Annotated in this window: 14 protein-coding genes; 3 read left to right on the top strand and 11 right to left on the bottom strand. The window is 41.2% G+C overall.

The window, feature by feature from the left end:
• Positions 1 to 5: 5 nt before the first annotated feature.
• From LNL84_RS06495 to hppD, 6 genes are all read right to left on the bottom strand, one after another.
• Positions 6 to 647, bottom strand: coding sequence for a TetR/AcrR family transcriptional regulator (locus LNL84_RS06495; protein WP_341829450.1), 642 nt, complete (start codon positions 645 to 647; stop codon positions 6 to 8).
• A 589-nt stretch (positions 648 to 1,236) separates the two neighbouring features.
• On the bottom strand, positions 1,237 to 2,430 hold the full coding sequence (locus LNL84_RS06490) for an acetyl-CoA C-acyltransferase family protein (RefSeq protein ID WP_244356039.1): 1,194 nt from the start codon (positions 2,428 to 2,430) through the stop codon (positions 1,237 to 1,239).
• A 699-nt stretch (positions 2,431 to 3,129) separates the two neighbouring features.
• Positions 3,130 to 3,780 (bottom strand): maleylacetoacetate isomerase, encoded by a 651-nt coding sequence (gene maiA / locus LNL84_RS06485; RefSeq protein WP_244356037.1) that lies wholly within the window; start codon positions 3,778 to 3,780, stop codon positions 3,130 to 3,132.
• A gap of 16 nt (positions 3,781 to 3,796) precedes the next feature.
• Complete coding sequence (locus LNL84_RS06480) at positions 3,797 to 4,807, bottom strand: fumarylacetoacetate hydrolase family protein (RefSeq protein ID WP_244356035.1); 1,011 nt, start codon at positions 4,805 to 4,807, stop codon at positions 3,797 to 3,799.
• The gene (locus LNL84_RS06475; protein ID WP_244356033.1) at positions 4,804 to 5,985 is read right to left on the bottom strand and encodes a homogentisate 1,2-dioxygenase; all 1,182 of its coding nucleotides are present in this window, start codon (positions 5,983 to 5,985) and stop codon (positions 4,804 to 4,806) included. Before LNL84_RS06475 ends, LNL84_RS06480 begins: the two co-directional genes overlap by 4 nt.
• On the bottom strand, positions 5,978 to 7,051 hold the full coding sequence (gene hppD / locus LNL84_RS06470) for a 4-hydroxyphenylpyruvate dioxygenase (protein ID WP_244356031.1): 1,074 nt from the start codon (positions 7,049 to 7,051) through the stop codon (positions 5,978 to 5,980). The genes LNL84_RS06475 and hppD overlap by 8 nt, the downstream gene beginning before the upstream one ends.
• Positions 7,052 to 7,581: 530 nt before the next feature.
• On the opposite strand from hppD, the gene LNL84_RS06465 reads away from it, so the two are divergent.
• Together LNL84_RS06465 and LNL84_RS19770 are read left to right on the top strand one after the other, a co-directional pair.
• Positions 7,582 to 8,625 carry an extracellular solute-binding protein gene (locus tag LNL84_RS06465; protein ID WP_244356028.1) on the top strand — a complete coding sequence of 348 codons (1,044 nt, stop codon included), beginning with the start codon at positions 7,582 to 7,584 and terminating at the stop codon, positions 8,623 to 8,625.
• Positions 8,626 to 8,627: 2 nt separating this feature from the next.
• A complete protein-coding gene (locus LNL84_RS19770; RefSeq protein WP_244356026.1) occupies positions 8,628 to 10,292 on the top strand; it encodes a GGDEF domain-containing protein in 1,665 nt (554 codons plus the stop codon).
• 48 nt (positions 10,293 to 10,340) lie between these two features.
• On the opposite strand, the gene LNL84_RS06455 is transcribed toward LNL84_RS19770, so the two are convergent.
• Complete coding sequence (locus LNL84_RS06455; RefSeq protein ID WP_244356024.1) at positions 10,341 to 11,165, bottom strand: formate/nitrite transporter family protein; 825 nt, start codon at positions 11,163 to 11,165, stop codon at positions 10,341 to 10,343.
• 108 nt (positions 11,166 to 11,273) lie between these two features.
• Between LNL84_RS06455 and LNL84_RS06450 the strand changes: the two genes are divergently transcribed.
• Positions 11,274 to 13,967 carry a cation-transporting P-type ATPase gene (locus tag LNL84_RS06450; RefSeq protein WP_244356022.1) on the top strand — a complete coding sequence of 898 codons (2,694 nt, stop codon included), beginning with the start codon at positions 11,274 to 11,276 and terminating at the stop codon, positions 13,965 to 13,967.
• Between the two features lie 178 nt (positions 13,968 to 14,145).
• On the opposite strand, the gene LNL84_RS06445 is transcribed toward LNL84_RS06450, so the two are convergent.
• The 4 genes from LNL84_RS06445 to LNL84_RS06430 form a co-directional block, all read right to left on the bottom strand.
• Positions 14,146 to 14,715 (bottom strand): aldolase/citrate lyase/malate synthase family protein, encoded by a 570-nt coding sequence (locus LNL84_RS06445; RefSeq protein ID WP_244356020.1) that lies wholly within the window; start codon positions 14,713 to 14,715, stop codon positions 14,146 to 14,148.
• A 308-nt stretch (positions 14,716 to 15,023) separates the two neighbouring features.
• Entirely contained in the window at positions 15,024 to 15,908 is an 885-nt protein-coding gene (locus LNL84_RS06440; protein WP_244356019.1) for a radical SAM protein, read from the bottom strand.
• 418 nt (positions 15,909 to 16,326) lie between these two features.
• Positions 16,327 to 18,519, bottom strand: coding sequence for a sensor domain-containing protein (locus tag LNL84_RS06435; protein WP_244356017.1), 2,193 nt, complete (start codon positions 18,517 to 18,519; stop codon positions 16,327 to 16,329).
• Positions 18,520 to 21,378 (bottom strand): CheR family methyltransferase, encoded by a 2,859-nt coding sequence (locus LNL84_RS06430; RefSeq protein ID WP_244356016.1) that lies wholly within the window; start codon positions 21,376 to 21,378, stop codon positions 18,520 to 18,522.
• Positions 21,379 to 21,898: the final 520 nt, after the last annotated feature.

Genomic DNA, 21,898 nt, shown 5'->3' with positions numbered 1-21,898 from the left:
TTATTCTATTTTTCGGCCTGAATGGCAGCCTCTAAATAAGGGATTAATTGCTCGACAATTCCCGCCGAGTCGACTTTTTTATTTAAATTATTCAATGACAAGCTAGACAGTGCTTCCTTTGAACTCACGGCAAACACAAATGCGCCTAACGAAAAGTGAAGCTGCCAAAAGAGTGTTTCTTTGTTTACCTTGGGATTTGCCCTAGAGATAGAATCCATAAACAAAGCCAGTGTTTCTTGATAGTGTTTGACGATAAAGCGCTTCAAGTGCCCTTGGACATCTTTGTAGCCACTAGCAATTAACGAAAGAAATCGAAACGTGCCGTTTTCTCTCACGTTTTCTAATTCAAAAAGCGGCTGTTGAACAGCAATCAATACTTCTCTTACGCTAATGGATTCCTGTTTATTTAATACGAGTAATTGTTTGCTAATCAAAGGCATTAATTGAGAAAGGTACTTGTCCAACACTTGTTCTATAAGTGTTTTCTTATCACCAAAATGATAATTCACCGCAGCAAGATTCACATTAGCCTTACTGGTGATTTTTCTTAAGGACGTATTTTTATAACCATTAGAGATAAAAAGAAGCTCAGCTATATCCAGCACTTTTTCTTTCGTATTGGCTTTGCTCATAAAAGTTTCAAACAACCGTATTAAACAATGGTTTCAATATATCCATAGACCATACTTACAACAAGTGATTAACATCAAAGTTTTAATATTAACAATTTATTGATTTCAATGAAATAATTTAACTCTTTGTTTTTAAAGGGTATTAATCCAATCTCACTATTCAGCTAGTAAAACTCAATGTATCGAAAGCATTAATAGATGAGGGGATTTACTTTAAACAATCAAATAGATCGGTGGAATAATAAAAATATCCTTTTAGATTAAGCCTGTGTTTAATAATCGAATTCATACAAAAAGGAGCTTATTTACCATAAACCATCGACAAAAATTATTGCTGACGAAATTTTCAAATAGACCACTAGCCATAGAACATGATAGAGACAGAAAAACTGCAGTTATTGATTTGCTTTAAAAATCGCATTTAATATTCTTCTTTTCCCCTTACTGACAAAAGCTGTTTTTATCTACTTTAAGGGGTGGTAACTTTTTTGATTAGCACTAGAACGAATACCACCGTCATAAAAGGTAGTTTGAAAACAGCAATAAAAAAATCCAGCCAAAGGCTGGATTTTTAAGTCGTGTAATAGCTTACTTGGGGAGGATTCTACTCGGCACTGTAGCGCTCAAATAAGGCCGCAATCCCCTGTCCACCACCAATACACATGGTTACAACCGCATAACGACCACCAGTACGCTGCAGTTCATACAATGCCTTCACTGAAATGAGAGCACCGGTTGCACCGATAGGGTGTCCCAAGCTGATTCCTGAGCCGTTTGGATTGACTTTCTCAGGGTCGAGCTCCAACTCTTTAGTCACTGACAAAGCCTGAGCTGCAAACGCTTCGTTCGCTTCCCAGATATCAATATCTTCTTTGGCAACGCCTGTTTTGTCGAGAAGCTGTCGCACCGCTGGTGCCGGACCAATCCCCATAATAGCAGGGTCAACCGCCGCGACTGCATAACCCAACATTTTAGCCATCGGCTTTAAGCCTTTCGCTAAGGCAGCTTCTTTTTCCATGAGGACTAAAGCTGCAGCACCATCGTTAATACCCGACGCGTTACCAGCCGTTACCGTACCTTCCTTTTTGAATGCTGGCCTTAACTTAGCCATATCTTCACTTGTACAATCAAATCTAACGTGTTCGTCGGTATCAAATACCTTAATACCACGTCGAGTTTTCAATTCTATAGGCAGTATTTGTCCTTCAAAACGATTCTCTTGCAGCGCACACTGGGCTCTGCGATGGCTTTCTGCTGCTAGCTCGTCTTGTTGCTCTCGGGTGATATCGTATTGTTCAGCTAGATTTTCTGCAGTGATCCCCATGTGGGTATCGTTAATTGGGCAAGTCAGAGCGCCAACCATAGGGTCGATCAATTGGCTGTCCCCCATTTTTGCTCCAAACCTTGTGCCTGGTGACCAATATGGAACACGAGTCATCGACTCTGCTCCACCCGCGACCGCCGCGTCACAATCACCAAGTAGAATCATTTGAGCTGCTGAAACTACCGCTTGAAGGCCTGATCCACATAAACGATTTACTGTTAAAGCTGGAGTTTCAATTGGCAGTCCACCTTTCAACGCTGCCACGCGGCTAATATACATATCCTTGCGATCGCTGTGCGTCACGGATCCAATCACGCAGTGACCAATATCTTCAGGTTTTGCTCCGGAGCGCTTTACCGCTTCAGCTACCACTTTTCCAGCCAGTTCTGTTGGTGCCATATCTTTAAGCGCACCGCCAAAATCTGCAATAGCGGTTCGCACACCACTCAATACGACGACTTCACGTTGTTTCATCTAAAACTCCATTTCTCAAACACGTTTGGGATTAAAGAACACTGCTTTGCCTATGGCAGTGAAAGCAAATTTAGTTATATTTATAGCTTCATTTTTTTCTAACAAATTTGCAACGTAAATTTACATTTTGGACTCTCGACCAATTCGAAAAGCGAAGAGTAAGGCGTGACAACATCTTAATTAACAGATAAGTCAGGCTTGCTCGTTTGTATTGTAAATTTCCTTCATCGCGGCAAAGTATAAGTTGATTGCAAATTATACCAAGCTTGATTAAAAAATAGCTTTATTCCTATGGGGTTCCAATAACTAGTAACACAGTTACCCACAGAGCTACAACTTCGTTCACAATTTTAACTCATTGTTTTAGCGCACCACATACTGGATTAAATATGTTAACAAGGTCACGCTGTGTATTTTATGCACAATTTTTGTGGATAGAATTCGCACAGCATTGACACAACTGGACTGAGCGAGTGTCAACGGATTTATTTTACTAAATTTTGCCCGTTGTATTTGACACAATTTAGACGGTAACAAACGTAAATTTTCGCTGACAGAGCGTTTGGGAGATTTTTTATTGGTTGTTTAAACAATCAAAAAATTCGATAGTTCATCGTGGTGAGCGATTGCATTACGCTCCTTATCATGACATTGAAAATGTGTAGGTAATACAACTTATTTAACCCAGAAATTGAATCGCTATGATTGTGCGTCTAATTGATTTTCTGGAGCTGCCGCAATAAAATCTGGGTGTTTAATTAACGAGGAATATAAACGAGTAATAGTCGGAAATGGTGACATTGTCACTCCAAATCGAAGCGCATTGTATACCTGTGGGATAAGACATGCATCAACCAAAGTGACATCATCCCCCACACAACAAGCCCCTGCCGTATTCTTCAACTTCATTTCTAATGCAGTGAACCCTAATGTAATCCAATGGCGAATCCAATCTGTGTTTTGCATTTGATCAGTCCCTATGGTGGACGTTAGATACTGCATCACACGCAAATTGTTTATTGGATGAATATCAATCGCAATATCTTGAGCCAACGATTTCACTTGATAGCGAAGATGCCTATCTGTAGGTGTTAATAATACTTCAGGGGATATCTCGTCTAAGTAGTCAATAATGGCGAGAGATTGGTTGATAGCAATTTCACCATCCACTAGCACAGGAACAAGCTCGCTCGCATTAATGCTAGCAAACTCTAAAGTGTGCTGCTGTCCCCCCTCTTTTACAAGGTGAACAGGTATCGTTTTATACGCGAGCTTTTTTAAGCTAAGTGCGATACGCACACGGTAGGCCGCCGAAGATCGCCAATAACTATAGAGAATGAGCTCTTTCATTGAAGTGGTTACCCTTTCAATACTGAACGATTTTCTGTTCGATAGAGCCAAAAATGCTGTTGCCCCGCCCATCAAGCATGTCCATTTTAATCGTATCGTTAAAACTCATGAATTGAGTATGCGGCTGACCATCACGAATTGTTTCAATCATACGCACTTCAGCGATACAGGAATAGCCTACACCGCCCTCTGAAATAGCCGTTCCGTATTCAGTTCCTTGCTTGTTCGATACAGTACCAGAACCTATGATTGCACCAGCCGATAAGGGTCTGGTTTTGGCCGCATGTGCAATCAACTGGGAGAAATCAAACGTCATATCGACGCCTGCATTAGGGCAGCCAAATGCCCTGCCGTTATACGTTGTAAGTAAAGGCAAATTCACTTTGTTGTTGTGCCATGCATCACCGAGTTCGTCAGGTGTTACCGCAACCGGTGAGAAAGCCGACGAGGGCTTAGATTGAAAAAAACCAAACCCTTTTGCCAGTTCACCAGGGATCAATCCACGTAGAGAAACGTCATTAACGAGCATCAATAGCTTAATACTTTGCGCTGCTTGCGACGCAGAGCACCCCATTGCCACATCACCGGTCACAACCGCCACTTCTCCTTCGAAGTCTATCCCCCAATCTTCACTGGCTAACGGGATGTCATCACACGGCCCAATAAACGAATCCGAACCTCCCTGGTACATCAAAGGTTCGCTCCAAAAACTGTCTGGCATTTCAGCGCCACGAGCCTTACGAACTAATTCAACATGATTTACATACGCAGAACCATCAGCCCATTGATAGGCTCTGGGTAAAGGCGACTCGCACTGAATAGGGTTAAAGGGCACGGCTTGTAATAAGATGCCTTCATTCAAGCCAAGATACACTTCGTCGAGTAGAGGGGAAACGTGCTCCCATTGATCTAACGCTTGTTGCATCGTTGCTGCAATGTCATCCACAGCCACACATTTCGATAAGTCCCGACTAACCACAACCAATAAGCCGTCTCTTGTTGAATTCTTTAATGTCGCTAATTTCATGTTCTATCCCTATCAGCTATTGGTTGAGGCTTGTCGTCATCGCTTTTCAGGATTTGCTTCCAGCTATAAACATACTTCTGGTTTTCAACCTGCTCAGCGTGTCTGCTAAATGTCAGTGCGTGGCGAGTATCTATCATCACGGCTACTTCATCAGTAAATTTCTTCTTATGCTCTCTGCCTGCCAAAAAGGCGTTCGGATGGGGGCCGTGAGTAAAGCCCGCCGGATGAAAAGTCACCATACCGGCTTCGATGTTGTCACGACTAAAGAAGTCACCTGCGTGATAAAACAACACTTCATCATAGTCATCATTATTATGGTAGAAAGGGACTTTTAATGCGCCGGGATCACTTTCAATCGGTCTTGGTACAAATGTACAAACCACAAATCCGCCACCAACAAAAGTGGTATGAGCTGAAGGTGGTAAATGGTAACGATGTGACATCAGTGGCCTTATGTCACGCCAGTTAACCCTCACAACAGCAAGGTCACCGTGCCACCCTATGGCATCAAGGGGATTGAATGGGTAGCTGATCACATTGACTGTATCATGGCGCTTCATATGAACTTGCGTTGCTTGTTCTGAGTATTGTGAAACGAATAACTCATCTATGGTAGGAACATCCAAAACAGCAGGGTCGAATATTGCATGCTGTCCAACAAGTCCTTTTTCTGGCAGTGAGTACGCTGAATCTGTATTTTCAATCATCAGAATAGATAGAGGTTCAACGGGCTCAAGACGCCAATTTGTCGAGCGAGGGATCATGACATAGTCCCCTTCCATGATCTCTAAGTGGCCATAGTCACAAAACAGGTGCGCTTTTCCCTGATGTACAAACAGCAACTCATCGCCATCAGCGTTGCGTACCAGAAAGTCCATTTTGTCATCTACTCGCCACATGCGAATTTTCACATCAGCGTTGTGTAATAATTTGGGGACTGACCATGGCGACTGTTGCTGCGCTGCCTCAACCAAATTAAAGTCAAACGCTCTGGGTCGCAGTTCGCCCTGCCAGTCAGACCAACCTGTAGGAGCATGTTGATGATGAAAGTGTGCTGCAGGGCCGAAGAAGCCCTCGCGCCCCGCTTCTCTTTCGTAGATCGCTTCTTCGGGTAGATCTGCGTGTGCTTGTTTAGAGCATGTGCCTTCCCGGTGGGGAAAGTTCAGCCATTTATTCATCACTCAGCACTCCTCTTCGGATCTGATCTTCTTCGATAGATTCAAACAAAGCTTTGAAATTTCCTTCACCAAAACCCTCGTTGCCCTTTCTTTGAATGATTTCAAAAAACACTGGGCCAATCACTGTTTGTGTGAATATCTGCAATAAAATTCCGTCTTTGAGCGGCGCACCATCTATGAGCACTCTTAACTCTTTAAGCTTAGCAACATCCTCACCATGACCTTTGACACGCTGGTCCACTTTTTCATAATAGGTATCTGGGGTAGGCATAAAGTCCATGCCACGTGATCGCAAGGTTTTCACCGTCTCGTAGATATCATCAGTCGTCAAAGCAATATGTTGAATGCCTTCACCGTTGTATTCTCGGATAAACTCTTCAATTTGCGATTTATCATCAGATGACTCATTGATTGGGATGCGAATCTTTCCACACGGGGCCGTCATTGCTCGGCTCACTAACCCTGTCAATTTGCCTTCGATATCAAAATAACGAATTTCTCTGAAATTGCCGATTCTCTCGTAAAATCCAGACCAAACGTCCATATGCCCCTGCTTTACATTGTGAGTAAGGTGATCAATCTCATAAAGACCCACTTGTTTTTCGGTTAATCGCTGCTCGGCATCTGGGTAGAAATTAAAATCCACATCATAAATACTGGCACTGCCATAACGATCCACGAAATACAGCAAGCTTTCACCAATACCATAGATAGCGGGAATGCTGAGTTCCATAGGGCCTATCTCTGTTTTGTACTCTTGCGCGCCATTTTCGAGTGCGTGCTTCATGGCAATCGCCGCATCATGAACCCGAAAGGCCATTCCGCAAACAGAAGGACCGTGCATTTTCGCAAACTCTTCAGCCTGACTATGAGGTTGCCCATTGATGATAAAGCTTATATCCCCCTGACGGTACAACCACGCTTCCTTGGAACGGTGCTTTGCTACCTCGGCAAATCCCAATGAGCCAAACAAGTTCTTTAGATCGTTAACGCCCTGCTCACTTGCCGCTGTATATTCAACAAATTCGAATCCGTCCGTGCCTAGTGGATTGTACAATGTAGTCATGCGCTGTTCCTTTCATGGTCAATCAGGATGTCTTTCATTGCTTAAATTTGAAAGATCGAATAGGAAAAAGAAACCTGTTGACCAACATTTACCAACCCACGCCAACCCTACAAACATGTAACAATTTAGTTACATTAATTTATTCTCCGCTTCTAATTCCTGAAAAATTGATGTAACCCATTGATAGTGTGCGTAATCGGTTTATAAACCTGTTCGAAGCATCCTTAATGTTGATGTGTACAGGTGTTTTATTAAAGTACTGATATATTTACACTCGCGTGTAAGGGGAGTTGAAAAGGGAAATGCAAAGCTTAAAGAATTGTACAATGTGAATTTATGACATACGGGCGTATCTAATGACCGCTTTTTAAACGTAACTCACACAAGTCATGTGGATACATCTAAGCATCTCAATTCCAGCCCACAATTTGCATTAATTGATAATATAGTCTATAAATTATAAGTTTTTAATAATTCTATTAAACGCGATAATATTATCGTTTAATAATCATCATCACAAGAGCTTAGTAATGGATTACACTGTTAGACTGTTTGTGCTATCAATTAGCCTTTTTTTCAATGCTATATCTTACGCCGCAGAATTAAAGGTGCTTGCTTGGCCTGGGTATTGTAATGATGAAGCAATAAGTACTTTCGAAAACAATTATAATGCTAGCGTCAGCATTACCTATGTAAATAATGACGATCAACTCTATAACCACCTAAATAGTAAGGCCAAATATGATGTAGTGGCCATGAACACGGCTGAACTAAATAAGCTTGTTATAAAAGGTCGACTACAACCGATTGATCTAAAATTAATACCTAACTCAACGAAGTTACAAAAGCGATTCTCCACTCAAGAAAGCGATTCTCCTTTATCTGAGCATTATAATTTTGGTATTCCTTTTGCCTATTCTTCTATGGGGATAATCTACAAACCCCAGCCCTATAATCCTCCGCCAACCAGTTGGTCTGTTTTTTGGGAAAAACAAAACTTAAATAGTACGTTAATCTACGATGGTAGTTCTCATAACATTAGTTTAGCAACACTTTACGCAAATTCAGCACCAACACTTAAGCTCACACACACCAACTACAAAGATGTTATCAAGCATCTTGTCAATCTTCGCATGAACTCTTATTCTGTTTATCAAAGCATTGAAGAAGCGAGTGAGCTTTTTTTAAACAAAGATATAAACTATATGTTTGCCAATTTTGGAACACAACAATTACACGATATCAAAAAACTTGGCGTGAATGTTAGTTATGCTATCCCTAAAGAAGGCGCTCTTGCTTGGCTAGATTCATGGGCAATACCATCAGATGCTTCGCAAGTTGTTTTAGCTCACCAGTGGATAAATACACTTTTAGAGCCCGAGACCGCTGAATATTTGGAAGACACTGAAGGCTTAGGGGTTACAACAATTTTTGCTAAGCACAAATTAAGACAAGACGAAAAACTGCATTGGGTATCCACACCGGATAAACCCGAGCTACGAGCTAAAATCTGGAACTTAGTTTATCAAGGTTATAGCGCCGATACAATCATAGAGTTAATCGAGTTTGAGTAATTGTGAGAATAAAATCAAAGCTCCAACTCATTGTCATTACTGTATCGCTAGCGAGTTGTATCGTCTTTGCAACTATCCTCTATTACTTAACGTTGTCGATGGTAGAACAGACACAGCGAAATGAAATAGAGAGCCTTAATCAACTCATTGTTGAGCGTCTAGAATTTCGACTGAACGAAATTTCGAGAATTAATAACGCCTCTGCAAAGCAAATTGAACACTGGATTAATAGTTCCATTAGTGATGATTACATTGAGGATGCCCTACTTTCCTTAATTAAGTTAGACCATAGTTACCTCAATATTTCATTGATATCACTTGACAATAAACTCTCAGAAATAGCCCGTGTAGAAAGAAAAGGAGATGGTCTTGTCGTTATTGAGCGGTCTCAACTACGTTCCCTTGGGCATATTAAGGCGCTTAAGCAACTCGATTTAAACAGTCCATTCCCACGGTTATCTGAAATAAGCAGCAATTTTATCAGAACGTTAGGTAATGGCATGCCAACCCCCGTTATCTATTCTGTTATTCCCATTTCCAGTCAAAATAAAGATAGAATGGGATTGCTAACTGTGGTTCAAATCGACAAAATAATGAAAACATTACAAGAAAGTTTAGACCCTTCATTGTCTGTAATTGCTGCCAATTCGAAAGGGTTCTACCTGATTCACCCTCTAACGGAATACATGTTTTCATTTACTCGAAACGCGGGTCATAACATAGTCGATGACTTCCCTGGTGTAACGTCGCTTCTCAATTCTGATCTTCATCACTATTCAATACAGTCATCATTACCCTGGAGTAAAGAGAACAACCTGACCTACATATCAAAAGCAATTTTTCATTTTCATGAACAAGAGCACAGCTACTTTATTGCCACCAGTAAACCCTCAGTTCTTCTCAATTCTTTGGCTTCTATATTCACGTACACATTTTCTATTGCCGTGGGTGTGACCTTCATTGCCCTATTATGGTGTTCTGGTTACATATCACAATGGATCATCTCACCGATAATTGAGCTGTCCAAAATTAGCAACAATATTGATAAACATCCCACCATACCCAATAAATACCTTATCAGGAAAGATGAAATTGGTACCCTCGCAAATGCCATTCTATTCGCTTCACACAATATCAAACATAATATTGATAAATTAAAATCATCTCGAGATGACTTTAAGGAAATGGCCATTTTAGACCCTCTGACGAAAGTCCCCAATCGAACTTGCTTCGATATTAAGTTTCCAGAAGTGATTCATAACCACTATAAAGAAAAGCAAAACTTCGCCTTACTGTTTGTCGATGTCGATTGCTTTAAGAGTGTGAATGATACCTATGGTCACGTCGTAGGTGACACTGTTCTTTCAATCATCAGTTCCGCATTACAAGAGGTCATTGGTAATAGAGGAGAAGTATTTAGAGTCGGTGGTGATGAATTTGCAATCATACTCACCAATATATCTAATGAAATGGATAGGGAAAAACTCACCCAAGAGATCCGGGAGCGTAACAAGCTTCGCTTGCAAGAAGAGGAATACGACCTCGAATTTTTAGATATGAGTATAGGCATAGCCATTTTCCCTAAAGACGGTAAAGATAAGGAAGCTTTGATGACTCACGCTGATCACAACATGTATCAAAGGAAACGCATTCAAAAATTCAGCTGATAGCCAATCAACATGAACAATACCAATGACTACACAGATGCGGTTTTGTTAACAACCTTTGTTACTACCGCGCAAGTATATGATGTGATAGACCAAACCAACAAAGACACTTCCACCCACCAGATTGCCTAAAATTACCGGAAACAAATTTCCAGCGAAACCAATAATACTCACACCGCCTGCCGCTTCAACCGTTCCAGAAGCCTCTAGCATCATGGCTAATGGTATAAAGTACATATTGGCAATGCTGTGCTCAAAGCCCGCAGCGACAAACGCTGAAATAGGGAAGATTATCGCTACCGCTTTATCTACAACACTGCGGCCTGCTAACGCCATCCACACCGCCATACACACCAATATATTGCACAGTACACCACGAAAAAACGCGTTCCAAAATGACATCTCACATTTTGCCGCTGCAATCTTAGCGTATGTCTCAGCTATCGCTCCCTGATTCATATCTGCATGGCCAGATAAATAAACAAGTGCAGCTACCCCTATAGCACCAACAAAATTGGCAGCGCATACAACGACCCAATTTCGAACCAGTTCGATTGTGGTGATTTTTCCGTCAGCCCAAGCCATTGCGAGTAGATTATTGCCAGTAAAGAGCTCTGCACCGGCAACAATGACCAGAATCAAACCTAACGAAAAAGTCAAACCTCCAAGCACTTGTTGTGCAGCAAAACCAAGAGAAGCATCTGATTTAACTATGGTGAAATACAAGCCGCCTAAGCCAATAAACGCTCCCGCCAATATTCCGAGCATGATCATAGACAGTAAAGGCAGTCGTGCCTTGGTAACGCCTATCGTATCGACCTTCTCTGCTATTTGCCTTGGCGAGAACGCGTCAAAACCATAAAGATCAGCCACAATGTGTCTCCTGATTTTCAGTTGCCATTTACCCTTAAGCTAGTTCATATCTTATAATTAGCAATGAAGAAGGATGCTATTAAGTGCCTATTCAAAGGAGGCTTCCAAATGGAAGAACACAAACACCTTTGGCACCATAAATCGACCGAAGAAACGTTTAACCTACTCTCAACACAGCCAGAAGGGTTAGCCTCACAAGAAGCCTTTCAGCGACTCTCTGAATATGGTAAAAACAAGCTCCCTACTTCACCTGGGCGCTCGGTAGTTCAGCGCTTGATCAGTCAATTTCATAACGTACTTATTTATGTGTTACTGATAGTCATACTGGTCACTGTGACTCTGGGGCATTGGATGGATGCTGCTGTTGTTGGTGGCGTTGTAATGATCAACGCCATGATCGGCTTCATCCAGGAAGGGCGTGCTGAAAATGCACTTAATGCCATCAAAGCCATGCTAGCTCCCAGCGCTCTTGTCTTGCGTGAAGGGCATCAGGTCAATATCAACGCCGAGCAGTTAGTCATAGGTGATATCGTCATTCTTCAATCCGGAGACAAAGTTCCCGCTGACCTACGCTTGTTTCGAGCCAAAAATTTCCACATAGCTGAAGCCGCACTCACTGGCGAATCTCTGGCGATAGAAAAGAAAATCACAGCAGTATCCGCTGACAGCGAATTAGCGGATCGTTACTGCATGGCGTACTCAGGTACTATGATTACCCAAGGCCAGGGAACGGGCATCGTCGTTGCGACAGGGCTTGACACTGAGCTCGGCAAAATAAGCTCTTTGGTGTCTAAAATAGAGCCCGCCACTACACCATTACTCAAACAGGTAGCTCAATTTAGTCGCTGGTTAACGGCTTCGATCCTCATCATTGCCATTATAACCTTTGTATTCGGCTTATTCGTTCGTGACTATCCAATCACCGATATGTTCCTCGCGGCGGTAAGTTTAGCTGTAGCCGCTATTCCTGAAGGTCTACCCGCTATTATGACGATTACACTCGCCATTGGCGTAGAGCGAATGGCGAAACGCAATACCATCATTCGCAAGCTCCCTGCAGTGGAAACCCTAGGCGCGGTTACCGTGATCTGCACAGATAAGACCGGAACACTCACACGTAACGAAATGACCGTGAGAAACACCGTCACTGCAGACTGCCAATTTGAATTTGGGGGCACGGGTTACGATCCTCATGGAGTGCTAAGTACTGGTCAACATGCCACCTACCCCGAGCAACAGCCTCTACTAAGTCAGACTATTCGCGCTGCCGTATTGTGTAATGATGCTGTACTCAAGCAACAAGATAACCAATGGCAAGTACTGGGCGACCCCATGGAAGGAGCGTTGCTTGTGGCCGGTATAAAAGCTGGTTTTGATGCTGACACAGAAAACAAGCGCTTTCCTCCAACCGACCTCATTCCTTTTGAGTCAGAGCATCGCTTTATGGCAACACTTCATCATAGCCATGAAGGTAAAGCTTTCATCTTTGTAAAAGGTGCGCCAGAGCAACTGCTTAGTATGTGTAACCAACAGCAGAACTCACACGAAGCGACGGATGCAGTCAATCAAGAGTATTGGCAACAACAAGTAGAGTTAATGGCGCAGCGAGGTATGAGAGTATTGGCTATCGCTTATCGCCCTACCGCATATGAACATATAGAACTTGCCTTTGATGATGTTCATGACAACCTGATCATGCTTGGGCTTTTTGGTTTCATCGATCCGCCAAGAATAGAGGCTATCCAGGCGGTCACAGAATGCAATTCTGCCGGTATTCGAGTCAAAATGATGACCGGTGATCACGTATCAACAGCAAAAGCGATTGCTAACCAACTCGGACTCATCAACGACCATGACACGCTCACTGGTCATCAAATTGATACACTAAGTGACGAAGAGCTGTTTACTCTTGCAAAACATATTGATGTTTATGCCCGCGTCAGCCCTGAGCACAAAATGCGATTAGTCGACACATTACAAAAGCACAATCAAATCGTGGCAATGACAGGGGACGGCGTAAATGATGCCCCTGCATTAAAGCGCTCTGACATTGGCACGGCTATGGGTATAAATGGCACGGCCTCGGCAAAAGAGGCTGCCGAAATGGTACTTACCGACGATAACTTTGCTTCTATCACTGCTGCTGTGGAAGAAGGGCGAGCTGTCTACGACAATCTTAAAAAAGCCATTCTTTTTATCTTGCCGACAAACGGAAGAGAAGCATTGATTATCTTAGCGGCTGTCATCTTCGGTTTTAGAGAGCTGCCGCTGACACCTATCCAGATATTATGGGTTAATATGATCACCGCTGTAACGCTGGCATTATCACTGGCTTTTGAACCTAAAGAACCTGATATTATGCAGCGTGCGCCCCGCGCTCCAGGCTCTCCTTTATTAACTCGCCACCTTATCTGGCGTATCCTATTTGTGTCACTGATTCTTATGGGAGGCACACTTGGCATGTTTATTTGGGAGTTAGGACAGCACGACGATATCATCATGGCAAGAACGATTGCGGTTAACACATTGGTGATGTTTGAAATTTTTTACCTATTTAATTCTCGGTATATTGTGAGTTCTGTATTTTGTTGGCAAGGGTTGTTTGGCAATGTCTATGTCATTGTTGCCATCGGCGTACTGATCGTTTTTCAGGCTTGCTTCACCTACCTGCCCATTATGCAAACATTGTTTGGCACGACGGCCCTTGATGCCGATGTATGGTTTCGTATCTTTCTTGTTTCTTCCAGCGTTTTGTTACTGGTCGAAATTGAAAAATTCTTTTTGCGTAGCGTTAATGTTTAGATGAGTATCAACTCGCCCCAAACAACCAAATCCCAAAAGATCAGGCTGTGAACTACTCAGCAACAGCAGAGCTGAACACTGGGTTTTCTCGCCCACATACTATAAAAAGCCCCACTTCACACCGTGGGGCTATAACTATTCATTTTACCGCGCGACATTGGCGCCTGCGCTGCACAGACTAAAAGGCGAAACAGAACCCTAAGTTGTAATCTTCACCATTTTTCGCTGTAAACTCTTTGTCTTCGTTGCTTGCTGTTGGGCGACATTTTTCATCCCCCTTCACCAAACTTACCCAATGACGAAGTCCTGTTGCCTGACCCTCTTGTCCTTGTCCAAATGTAGTGCAAGTTTCCAGTTGAATATCTTCGATCTCAACCAATTCAAGAGCGCCAGTTCCTTTACGGCGGCCCATTGTCACCTCAACGTGCGTACCGCTTTCATCTCTAAACAGGATAGAGTCAGGAGAGCTCTTATCACCAAGGTACGCAATAAAGTGTCTAGCGTGCTTCAGACCACAGTGCTGACCATTTTTAAAGTAGGCTTGTACGTGTCTGTAATCAATCTCGTAACTAACAACATCTTCGTGAGAGCCATTTTCTAGTGGAAATAATGTATCCAGTAGTTGTTTTGCCATTTTCTGTTTTTGCATCTGCTCGTCAGCGTTGACCATTTCCACGGCAAACACAGCTTCGGCGATAAAATTTGATGGATTGTTTTGTTCTGTTTTATCGAATGTTTGCATGTTCATAGTCTTTTCCTCAACGGCTATTTAATAAAAGCTTTAAGCAAATACCCTAAACGGTCATGTTGTTTGGTGTTCCTTATTGCTTGTAAAGTAGAATAGCGCGTTTTTAGTAACAATTTCACAACGAAATTTTCACAGTGTCAATTTTACAAAATAGTTGGGTAAAAATCGGTGTATCTACATTTAATAAAACCAAAAATATTAGATATTTATCATGATGTTACAACCAAAATCCAAACCAAAAACAACAAAGCTCGCTTCAAGCGAGTTTTGTGTAATTTTGTCAAAAGCGAGAAAAACGGCTTTATTTTTTACAAACCTCGCTGCCATTCCTGACGCAAGGGGATCGCTCCTGGCTGCTCAATAGCAAGCTCGACCTGTTGCAATAATTTGTCTTTGTCTCGGCCAAGGATGCCTTTTAATACCAGATAATTCGACGCATGATCAGAGCGGAAAATCGTCTTTTCTAGATCTAGATGCTGAATCAGACACTGAATTTCCTTAAACAACTCTGGCTGAGTTAGTTGACGAAAATCACCGTTAAAGCCTGCTGCCAATCGCTCTTCACCCAGTGGAAACGAGACAACCAGTGTGGAAAGGTAATCAGGTTGAGCCGCATTCATCAGCTTTGCTGAGTTCAACGCATGCTGTTTACTGTAAACAGGCCCCCCGAGACCATTTAAGATCATCACTGAGCTTTTCATTCCGGCGGCTTTTATCTTGTTTAATGCAGTGAGCGATGAATCGAAGGTTTCGCCCTTCTCGACTTTGGCCAACACTTCATCATCACCGCTTTCACAACCGATATACATTAAGCTCAAACCTAACTGTTTTAGCTCTGTTAGTTGCTCTGTGGTTTTATTCGTTAAATTGCGCGGCAAACAGTAACTGGAAATACGCTGTACTTGAGGCAGGTATTTATTGATGAGTTCACATATCTCCTGTAGGCGACGAAAAGGCAATGTCATCGCATCACCATCAGCAAGAAACACACGGTGCACTGGCGCACCTGATTGCGCGATAATTTGAAGTTCACGCTCTATTTCTTCGATTTTTTTAGGTCGGAATTTTTTCTGTGGTTGAGTATACATGTCACAGAAAGTACAACGATTGTGACTGCAGCCGTTGGTCACTTGTAGGATCAGTGATTTCCATTCTGAAGGAGGACGAAAGACGGGTTCGATGTAGTTAAGCATGGTTAGTTCTTATGGTTACTTGCGTTAAACACATCCTATAGCAGTTTTTGAATGCCGAAAACTGTGCATTTCAAGTAATAAGAGATACTGTCACGAAATAAGCTAGGCCTCCTAAGAGTTAAGCATAGTATACGTTTTTACTGTTTGGTCGCTGACCTCTTTGTTCTAGTAAACTTCGGAGTACTTTACTAAAGGTTATAGCATTCTGTTTTGTTTACCCAATTGCCTGTTACAGGTTTTCCATACAGTCACTTAATCGTCACTGCTCACATAGATAAAGTAGTGACTAGCTCATTATCGAACTCTTGTTTTTGGATTTTGGTTAAGATCACATCTATCGGTCGTAGCGTGATCATCATCGTTGATGACAGTCAATTATATTCATTGGTATTAGGGAAGGTTTTGGAGCTATGTTCATTCAGACATAGCGAGATATGAAATCTTTAAATGTAATGGGCTTAGAGTGAAAATAGCCCTGTGAATAATCACAGAAAATGGAAGCTAGCCAATTGAACTGTTCTTCAGATTCAACTCCCTCGGCTACACATCGATAACCTAAACTTTTTGCCATGCTTAATATGGCTAAGCAAATTTTTTTGTCCGACTCATCGGATCCTAGCTTCGAGATAAAACTTTTATCTATTTTAAGTTCATCAATTGGAAGCTCAGAAAGCTGAGAAAGCGAGGAGTAACCAGTGCCAAAATCATCAATCGAAATGGAAACACCTAGTAATTTTAATTGGTTGAGGCGATCAACAATCAATGTATAACTATCAGAGAAAACACTTTCAGTTAACTCAAAAGTTAACTGCTTCGCGATCTTTTTATCTTTATCCAATCGTGCTTTCATTATTTCAAAAAAGTGAGTATTCAATATATCTAACTTTGATATATTGATTGAAATATACACTTTTTTTGGAGAAAACTTATTTAAAGCTTTAATTTTATTAATCGCATCTTCTATCACAAATTCAGTAATGGTGTGGATGAGTTCGCTGCGCTCTGCCACTGGAATAAAATCATTTGGTGGCACTAACCCAATAACTTCATTATTCCATCGCAACAACAATTCTACATTTTGACATGTGGAATCACTACACCTTATCTGAGGCATCAATTCTGTTGAAAACTCATTTTTAGCCATAGCTTTTCTGAGATTTTCTTCTAATTCAAAGTTCTTTTTTATCTGCAGTAGCATTGTCTCTGAAAAGAAACGAAAACGCTTTCTTCCATTTTTTTTTGCCTTGTACAAAGCAGTATCCGCTTTTTTGTAGAGTGAGATAAAATCAATGCCATCTTCTGGAAAACGTGAGATACCGATAGAGGCCGAACTTACCAGTTCCTTCTCGTCTATAATGAATGGGGTAGAAAGTATTTCGATAATTCGATATGCACGGTCACTACTCATTTCAGTTGGTAACTGATGAAATAGAATTAAAAACTCATCACCGCCAACCCTAAATAATTCATCAAACGGTCTGATAGCTTTCTTCAAACGAGACGCTACTTGAACCAACATTTCATCACCAACGTTATGGCCATAAATGTCATTAATGTCTTTAAAGTGGTCTAAATCCACAAAGAACATTGTAAAAGATGGATTGTCAACTTGGCTGATTAGTTTACTAACTCTCAACCTTAGTAACCTTCTATTCCCGCAATTGGTGAGGTGGTCATAATAAGCCAAATTGGAAATTTCTTTTTCTTGCTTAATAGATTCCGTATGGTTTGATATTATACAGCCAGTGCCAACTATAATACCACTTTCTTCAACCGGAAAGAGTTGAATTCTTAACCATAGTGGATGCCTAACATTTTTAACTATAACTTCAATGGTTTTCTCATGTCTTACATTGAGTTTTACTTTGTGCTCTATATAATTATCTATTTCTTTTTTGATGGGTAATGGAAGCGATTCTATTATATTTTCATTATTGGTTTCTACTGTGTATTGACAGAGATTCCTTGAATATTCTTTAACCGCTCCTTTCATGTCAAGCGAAATAATGGAATCTGAAGAGCTATTTAATACACTCAGAAAAATTGCATTTTTTTCTTTAAGCTTCTGTTCTATTGTTGTATCTTTAAAGACAATTAAAAACTTACCCTCATCTTCACAATCATTAAGTTTAGTTAAAACCAAATCATAAAAAATCTGAACATCCTGATTATTCCCTTGCACTTCAAGATATATAGGGTAAGTATTACTTCTTATCGAATTGTATAACAACTGAATGCTATCTCGACTTAAACTTTTCATCAGAGAATTCGTTATTCCAAGAGATATATTTTCACTTCTAAATGTGTTTTTTGCCGCTTGATTGGAATCAACAACATGTAACCGTTCATCAACATATACTGCCGGAAGAGGAAGAAGGTTAAATAGCGTATAGTAGTATTCTCTGAGTATATCGCTTTCTTGCTGGTGTCGCTCAAGTTCTATGTTCTGAAGTGTCAGCTCTTCTTGGTAGACTTGTAACGAATGCACTAATTTCTTAATGCTACGGACACCACCTTCACTAATATTTTCCTCGAGTATTTTTTCGACACGTTTTACTTCAATATCGAGAGCATCCTGGCTAAGCCGATTTTCATCTAGTTTATGTCTCATCTATTGGCGCTCTTTGAAATCAGTAATGTTCGTATGGGATATCACAGCGCTATAGCCATCATGGTCTAATGCTTGTACTTCCATGACGAACCATCTTTTTTCATTCGAACTGTGGCAAGGGTATACCTTTTTAAGCCTAGCACACTTCCCATTTAGTACGCTGTTAATGTCAAGGCTTAGTTCATGATCACAGTAATCAGTATAGCGTTCACCCAGCCAGGAGTTTCGTTGGATTGCGTCATGTTGGTTTGTTCTTACGAATTTCTTCCACGCCTCATTCACCATCTGTATGTCACCTTGTTTATCTAAAACTACGATATGGTGCGGTAAAGCATCAATGATTTTCTGGTTGGTTCTATATCCATATGACTCAATAAGCGAAATCGCTACTCCAAGTTTCTCTGAAGATGGTATACGGTACTTGACTATTCTCATCAAATACCCTTGGCCTACATTGTTAATAACTTCAACCTCTTTAGTTGTTTCTGAAGTCAATGTTTCATTGATGTCTTCAAAAAAAGAGTCGTAGTTAAGCGTATTAACGATTTCATCTAATGGACGACCTAAGTCTTGGTCTCTTACTTTAAATATTAAGCTCGCGTCAGGAGTAAAACGAGTTAGTCGCAGGGCGTCATCAACGAAAATGGTTGCTATACCTGTAGACAAAGACATCGCATCAAGATCAGCGTTTATCCTGTTCAAGATACTCACTTTCTCATGGTACTCGGCATTTACAGCATTGAGGTCTTCATTAACAGACTGAAGCTCTTCGTTGGAACCTTGAAGTTCTTCGTTAGACGCCATAAGCTCTTCGTTTGTAGCTTGTAGCTCTTCGTTTGTTGTTTCAAACTCTTCGATTGTTGATTGTAAACTTTCTCGGGTAGCTGTAAGTTCGAGCTGAAGTTGAGTGATTTTATCTAAAGCCGATTGATTTAATTCAGAATGACTGGTTTCACTCTTTGCGTCAGAAGGCTGCGCTATTTTAACAATTGCGAGCACATAGTGTGACGGCATATCTCCGTGATGAATCATCCAACCCTTTATTTGAATATCGTGTAACTGGGTATTTTCATCTTTCCATTTGACGGTATCAGACGTAATGACACCACCTTTTTTATTCAATCTATACAACAATGCGACAGCAACTGAAGCTATTTTACCTGGCAAGAGATTTGCCAGCTGATAGTTAACGCTGCCTGGCTTCAACTCTAACAAGCTTGTATCTTCACCATATATGTGGATAACTTCTTGAGAATGATCTACGAGCAAGGTAAGAGGAATAAAGCATTTTTTAATTTGGGCGTCAGCTATCAATTCGATTTCGGAGTTTTGCTTGGTAGCTATACTATAATCAGCCGAGGTGGTCACATTGTTTTTATGGTGCTGGATGTAGCCAGAGCTTAACGACGCAGGCGCCCTTTTGGTACATTTGAAGATCTTATGTTTCCTGTCCGTCACTTCAAAGTAATCATCATAAGCAATGAGAGACTCACTTTTACCCAAGACCAAAAAACCATTGGGTTGCACTGAAAAAGCAAGCTTTTTCAGTGCTTCTTTTTGTGCATCATTTTTGAAATAGATGAGCGTATTGCGACAACTAACGAGGTTCATTTTAGTAAAGGGAGCATCTGTTAGTAAATTATGGACCGCGAATACAACACGTTGACGAATATTTTGATTTACTTTCAGCTGACCATCATGCGCTACAAAATACAGTTCAGCAATGTCCTTATGGACTTCTCGCTTAATGCTCTCAGGGTAGATCCCCTTAGACGCGATATCGATGATGGAAGGGTTAACGTCCGTAGCAAATACTTTGAAATTCAATTGCGACTTTCGCTTTCTAAGCGCAGACTCAAGAAGCATGGCATAGGAGTACGCCTCCTCTCCTGTAGCACAACCTGCGACCCAAACCCGAATGTCTCCAGATCCGCAATGTGAATCAATTAGATTTTCGATGACTTGAGATTTTATAGTATTGAAAATCTCTGGGTCACGGAAGAAGTTTGTCACAGGGATTAGGAGTTCTTTTCTTAAAGATAAAGCTTCTGTTGGGTCCTTTTCGATAACCTCGGCATATTTTTTGTAATCCGTTATGTGTTTAACCTGCATACGACGTTCAATTCTTCTTATTACAGTGGCGTCCTTGTAGAGAGCAAAATTAATCCCAAACTCCACATACAGTTTGTCGATGATCCTTGCGTAGTGCTCTTGAGGGTTTCCGACTGCCAGTTCGGGGAAGAAGCTCTCTTTCGAAGAAGAGCGAATGAAATCTGCGCTTAAGTACTTTTTGATTTGCAATGGAATGGCTTCAGCACCTAGAACACTATCGACTACACCAGTACTGATTGCACTCTTTGGCATACCATCAAACCCTGATTGTGCGGGTGATTGAACAATGACGAAGCCCCCAACCGCGTTTAGTGCTACAACTCCTCGAGAACCGTCACACCCAGTACCCGACAATATTACAGCTGTCGATTGCCCTCTTTTGTCATCCGCTAATGATTGTAAAAAGATATCTATAGGTAGAGTAAGCTCACCCTCTATTTTTTTGTCGACATGAAAAGCACCGTTGATAAGTCGAATTACGGTACCCGCTTCTATGAGGTAGATTTGATTTTTAAGCGGAATATCCCCGGTTTTAATAATCTTCACTTTCATATTAGAGTAACGATTGATGAGGTCATCCATCATACTTTTGTAATGCGAAGACAAATGCTGGATGACTACGTAACTCGCGCCCAAATCGTTGGGGCAACTTTGGAAAAATCGCTCTATAGCCTCTAACCCCCCTGCAGAAGCACCGACACAAACAATTGGAGGGGGTAATTGGTGCTGATTTTTAGAGGAGCCCATTGAAATATTTGCCTTTATACTATTTTTATTAAGTATTACCTTTAGGAGTATTTTTATCAACAAAAGTATCGGCTAAGTTTATAGGTAGACTGGATATTTAAAGAGGCGATAAAAACGTAATTCCCAATTTCTAACATTGGCACTACACCAGCATGAAGTACCATTTTATTCATCCTTCTGAACATAGGTTGAGAACGTTTAGCACAAAGTTACGATGAACGATTAGCTGTACTTTGCTTATGAAGCAATCAACCCATCCTGCACGAAGACTATAAATCCACGGCTTGCGCGTCACGAATGAGTACAAGGCAATACTCAACTTCGCCCTCACCTCCTCAGAACTATTAACTAGTAAGCTATAACAACATAAGTACAATAAGCTGATGAAATATAAATAGAACCTTGTCGCTAAGACAATCATTCTCTATTTTACAACATGATTTATTTGATTCTTCTTGATCGTATAGCGAAAATGACCGTAAATTAACCTAGGCGCACCAGTTGATGTACGAGGATCAGG

Source organism: Vibrio gelatinilyticus (assembly GCF_022836845.1).
Classification (GTDB): Bacteria; Pseudomonadota; Gammaproteobacteria; order Enterobacterales; family Vibrionaceae; genus Vibrio; species Vibrio gelatinilyticus.
This window is presented reverse-complemented; position numbering and strand designations above follow the sequence as displayed.

Bases quoted from the DNA above. Each gene is read 5' to 3' on its own strand.
- maiA (WP_244356037.1), bottom strand. From the start codon at position 3,780: ATGAAAGAGCTCATTCTCTATAGTTATTGGCGATCTTCGGCGGCCTAC.
- LNL84_RS06490 (WP_244356039.1), bottom strand. From the start codon at position 2,430: ATGAAACAACGTGAAGTCGTCGTATTGAGTGGTGTGCGAACCGCTATT.
- LNL84_RS06465 (WP_244356028.1), top strand. From the start codon at position 7,582: ATGGATTACACTGTTAGACTGTTTGTGCTATCAATTAGCCTTTTTTTC.
- LNL84_RS06480 (WP_244356035.1), bottom strand. From the start codon at position 4,807: ATGAAATTAGCGACATTAAAGAATTCAACAAGAGACGGCTTATTGGTT.
- LNL84_RS06450 (WP_244356022.1), top strand. From the start codon at position 11,274: ATGGAAGAACACAAACACCTTTGGCACCATAAATCGACCGAAGAAACG.
- LNL84_RS06445 (WP_244356020.1), bottom strand. From the start codon at position 14,715: ATGAACATGCAAACATTCGATAAAACAGAACAAAACAATCCATCAAAT.
- LNL84_RS06475 (WP_244356033.1), bottom strand. From the start codon at position 5,985: ATGAATAAATGGCTGAACTTTCCCCACCGGGAAGGCACATGCTCTAAA.
- hppD (WP_244356031.1), bottom strand. From the start codon at position 7,051: ATGACTACATTGTACAATCCACTAGGCACGGACGGATTCGAATTTGTT.
- LNL84_RS06430 (WP_244356016.1), bottom strand. From the start codon at position 21,378: ATGGGCTCCTCTAAAAATCAGCACCAATTACCCCCTCCAATTGTTTGT.
- LNL84_RS06435 (WP_244356017.1), bottom strand. From the start codon at position 18,519: ATGAGACATAAACTAGATGAAAATCGGCTTAGCCAGGATGCTCTCGAT.
- LNL84_RS06440 (WP_244356019.1), bottom strand. From the start codon at position 15,908: ATGCTTAACTACATCGAACCCGTCTTTCGTCCTCCTTCAGAATGGAAA.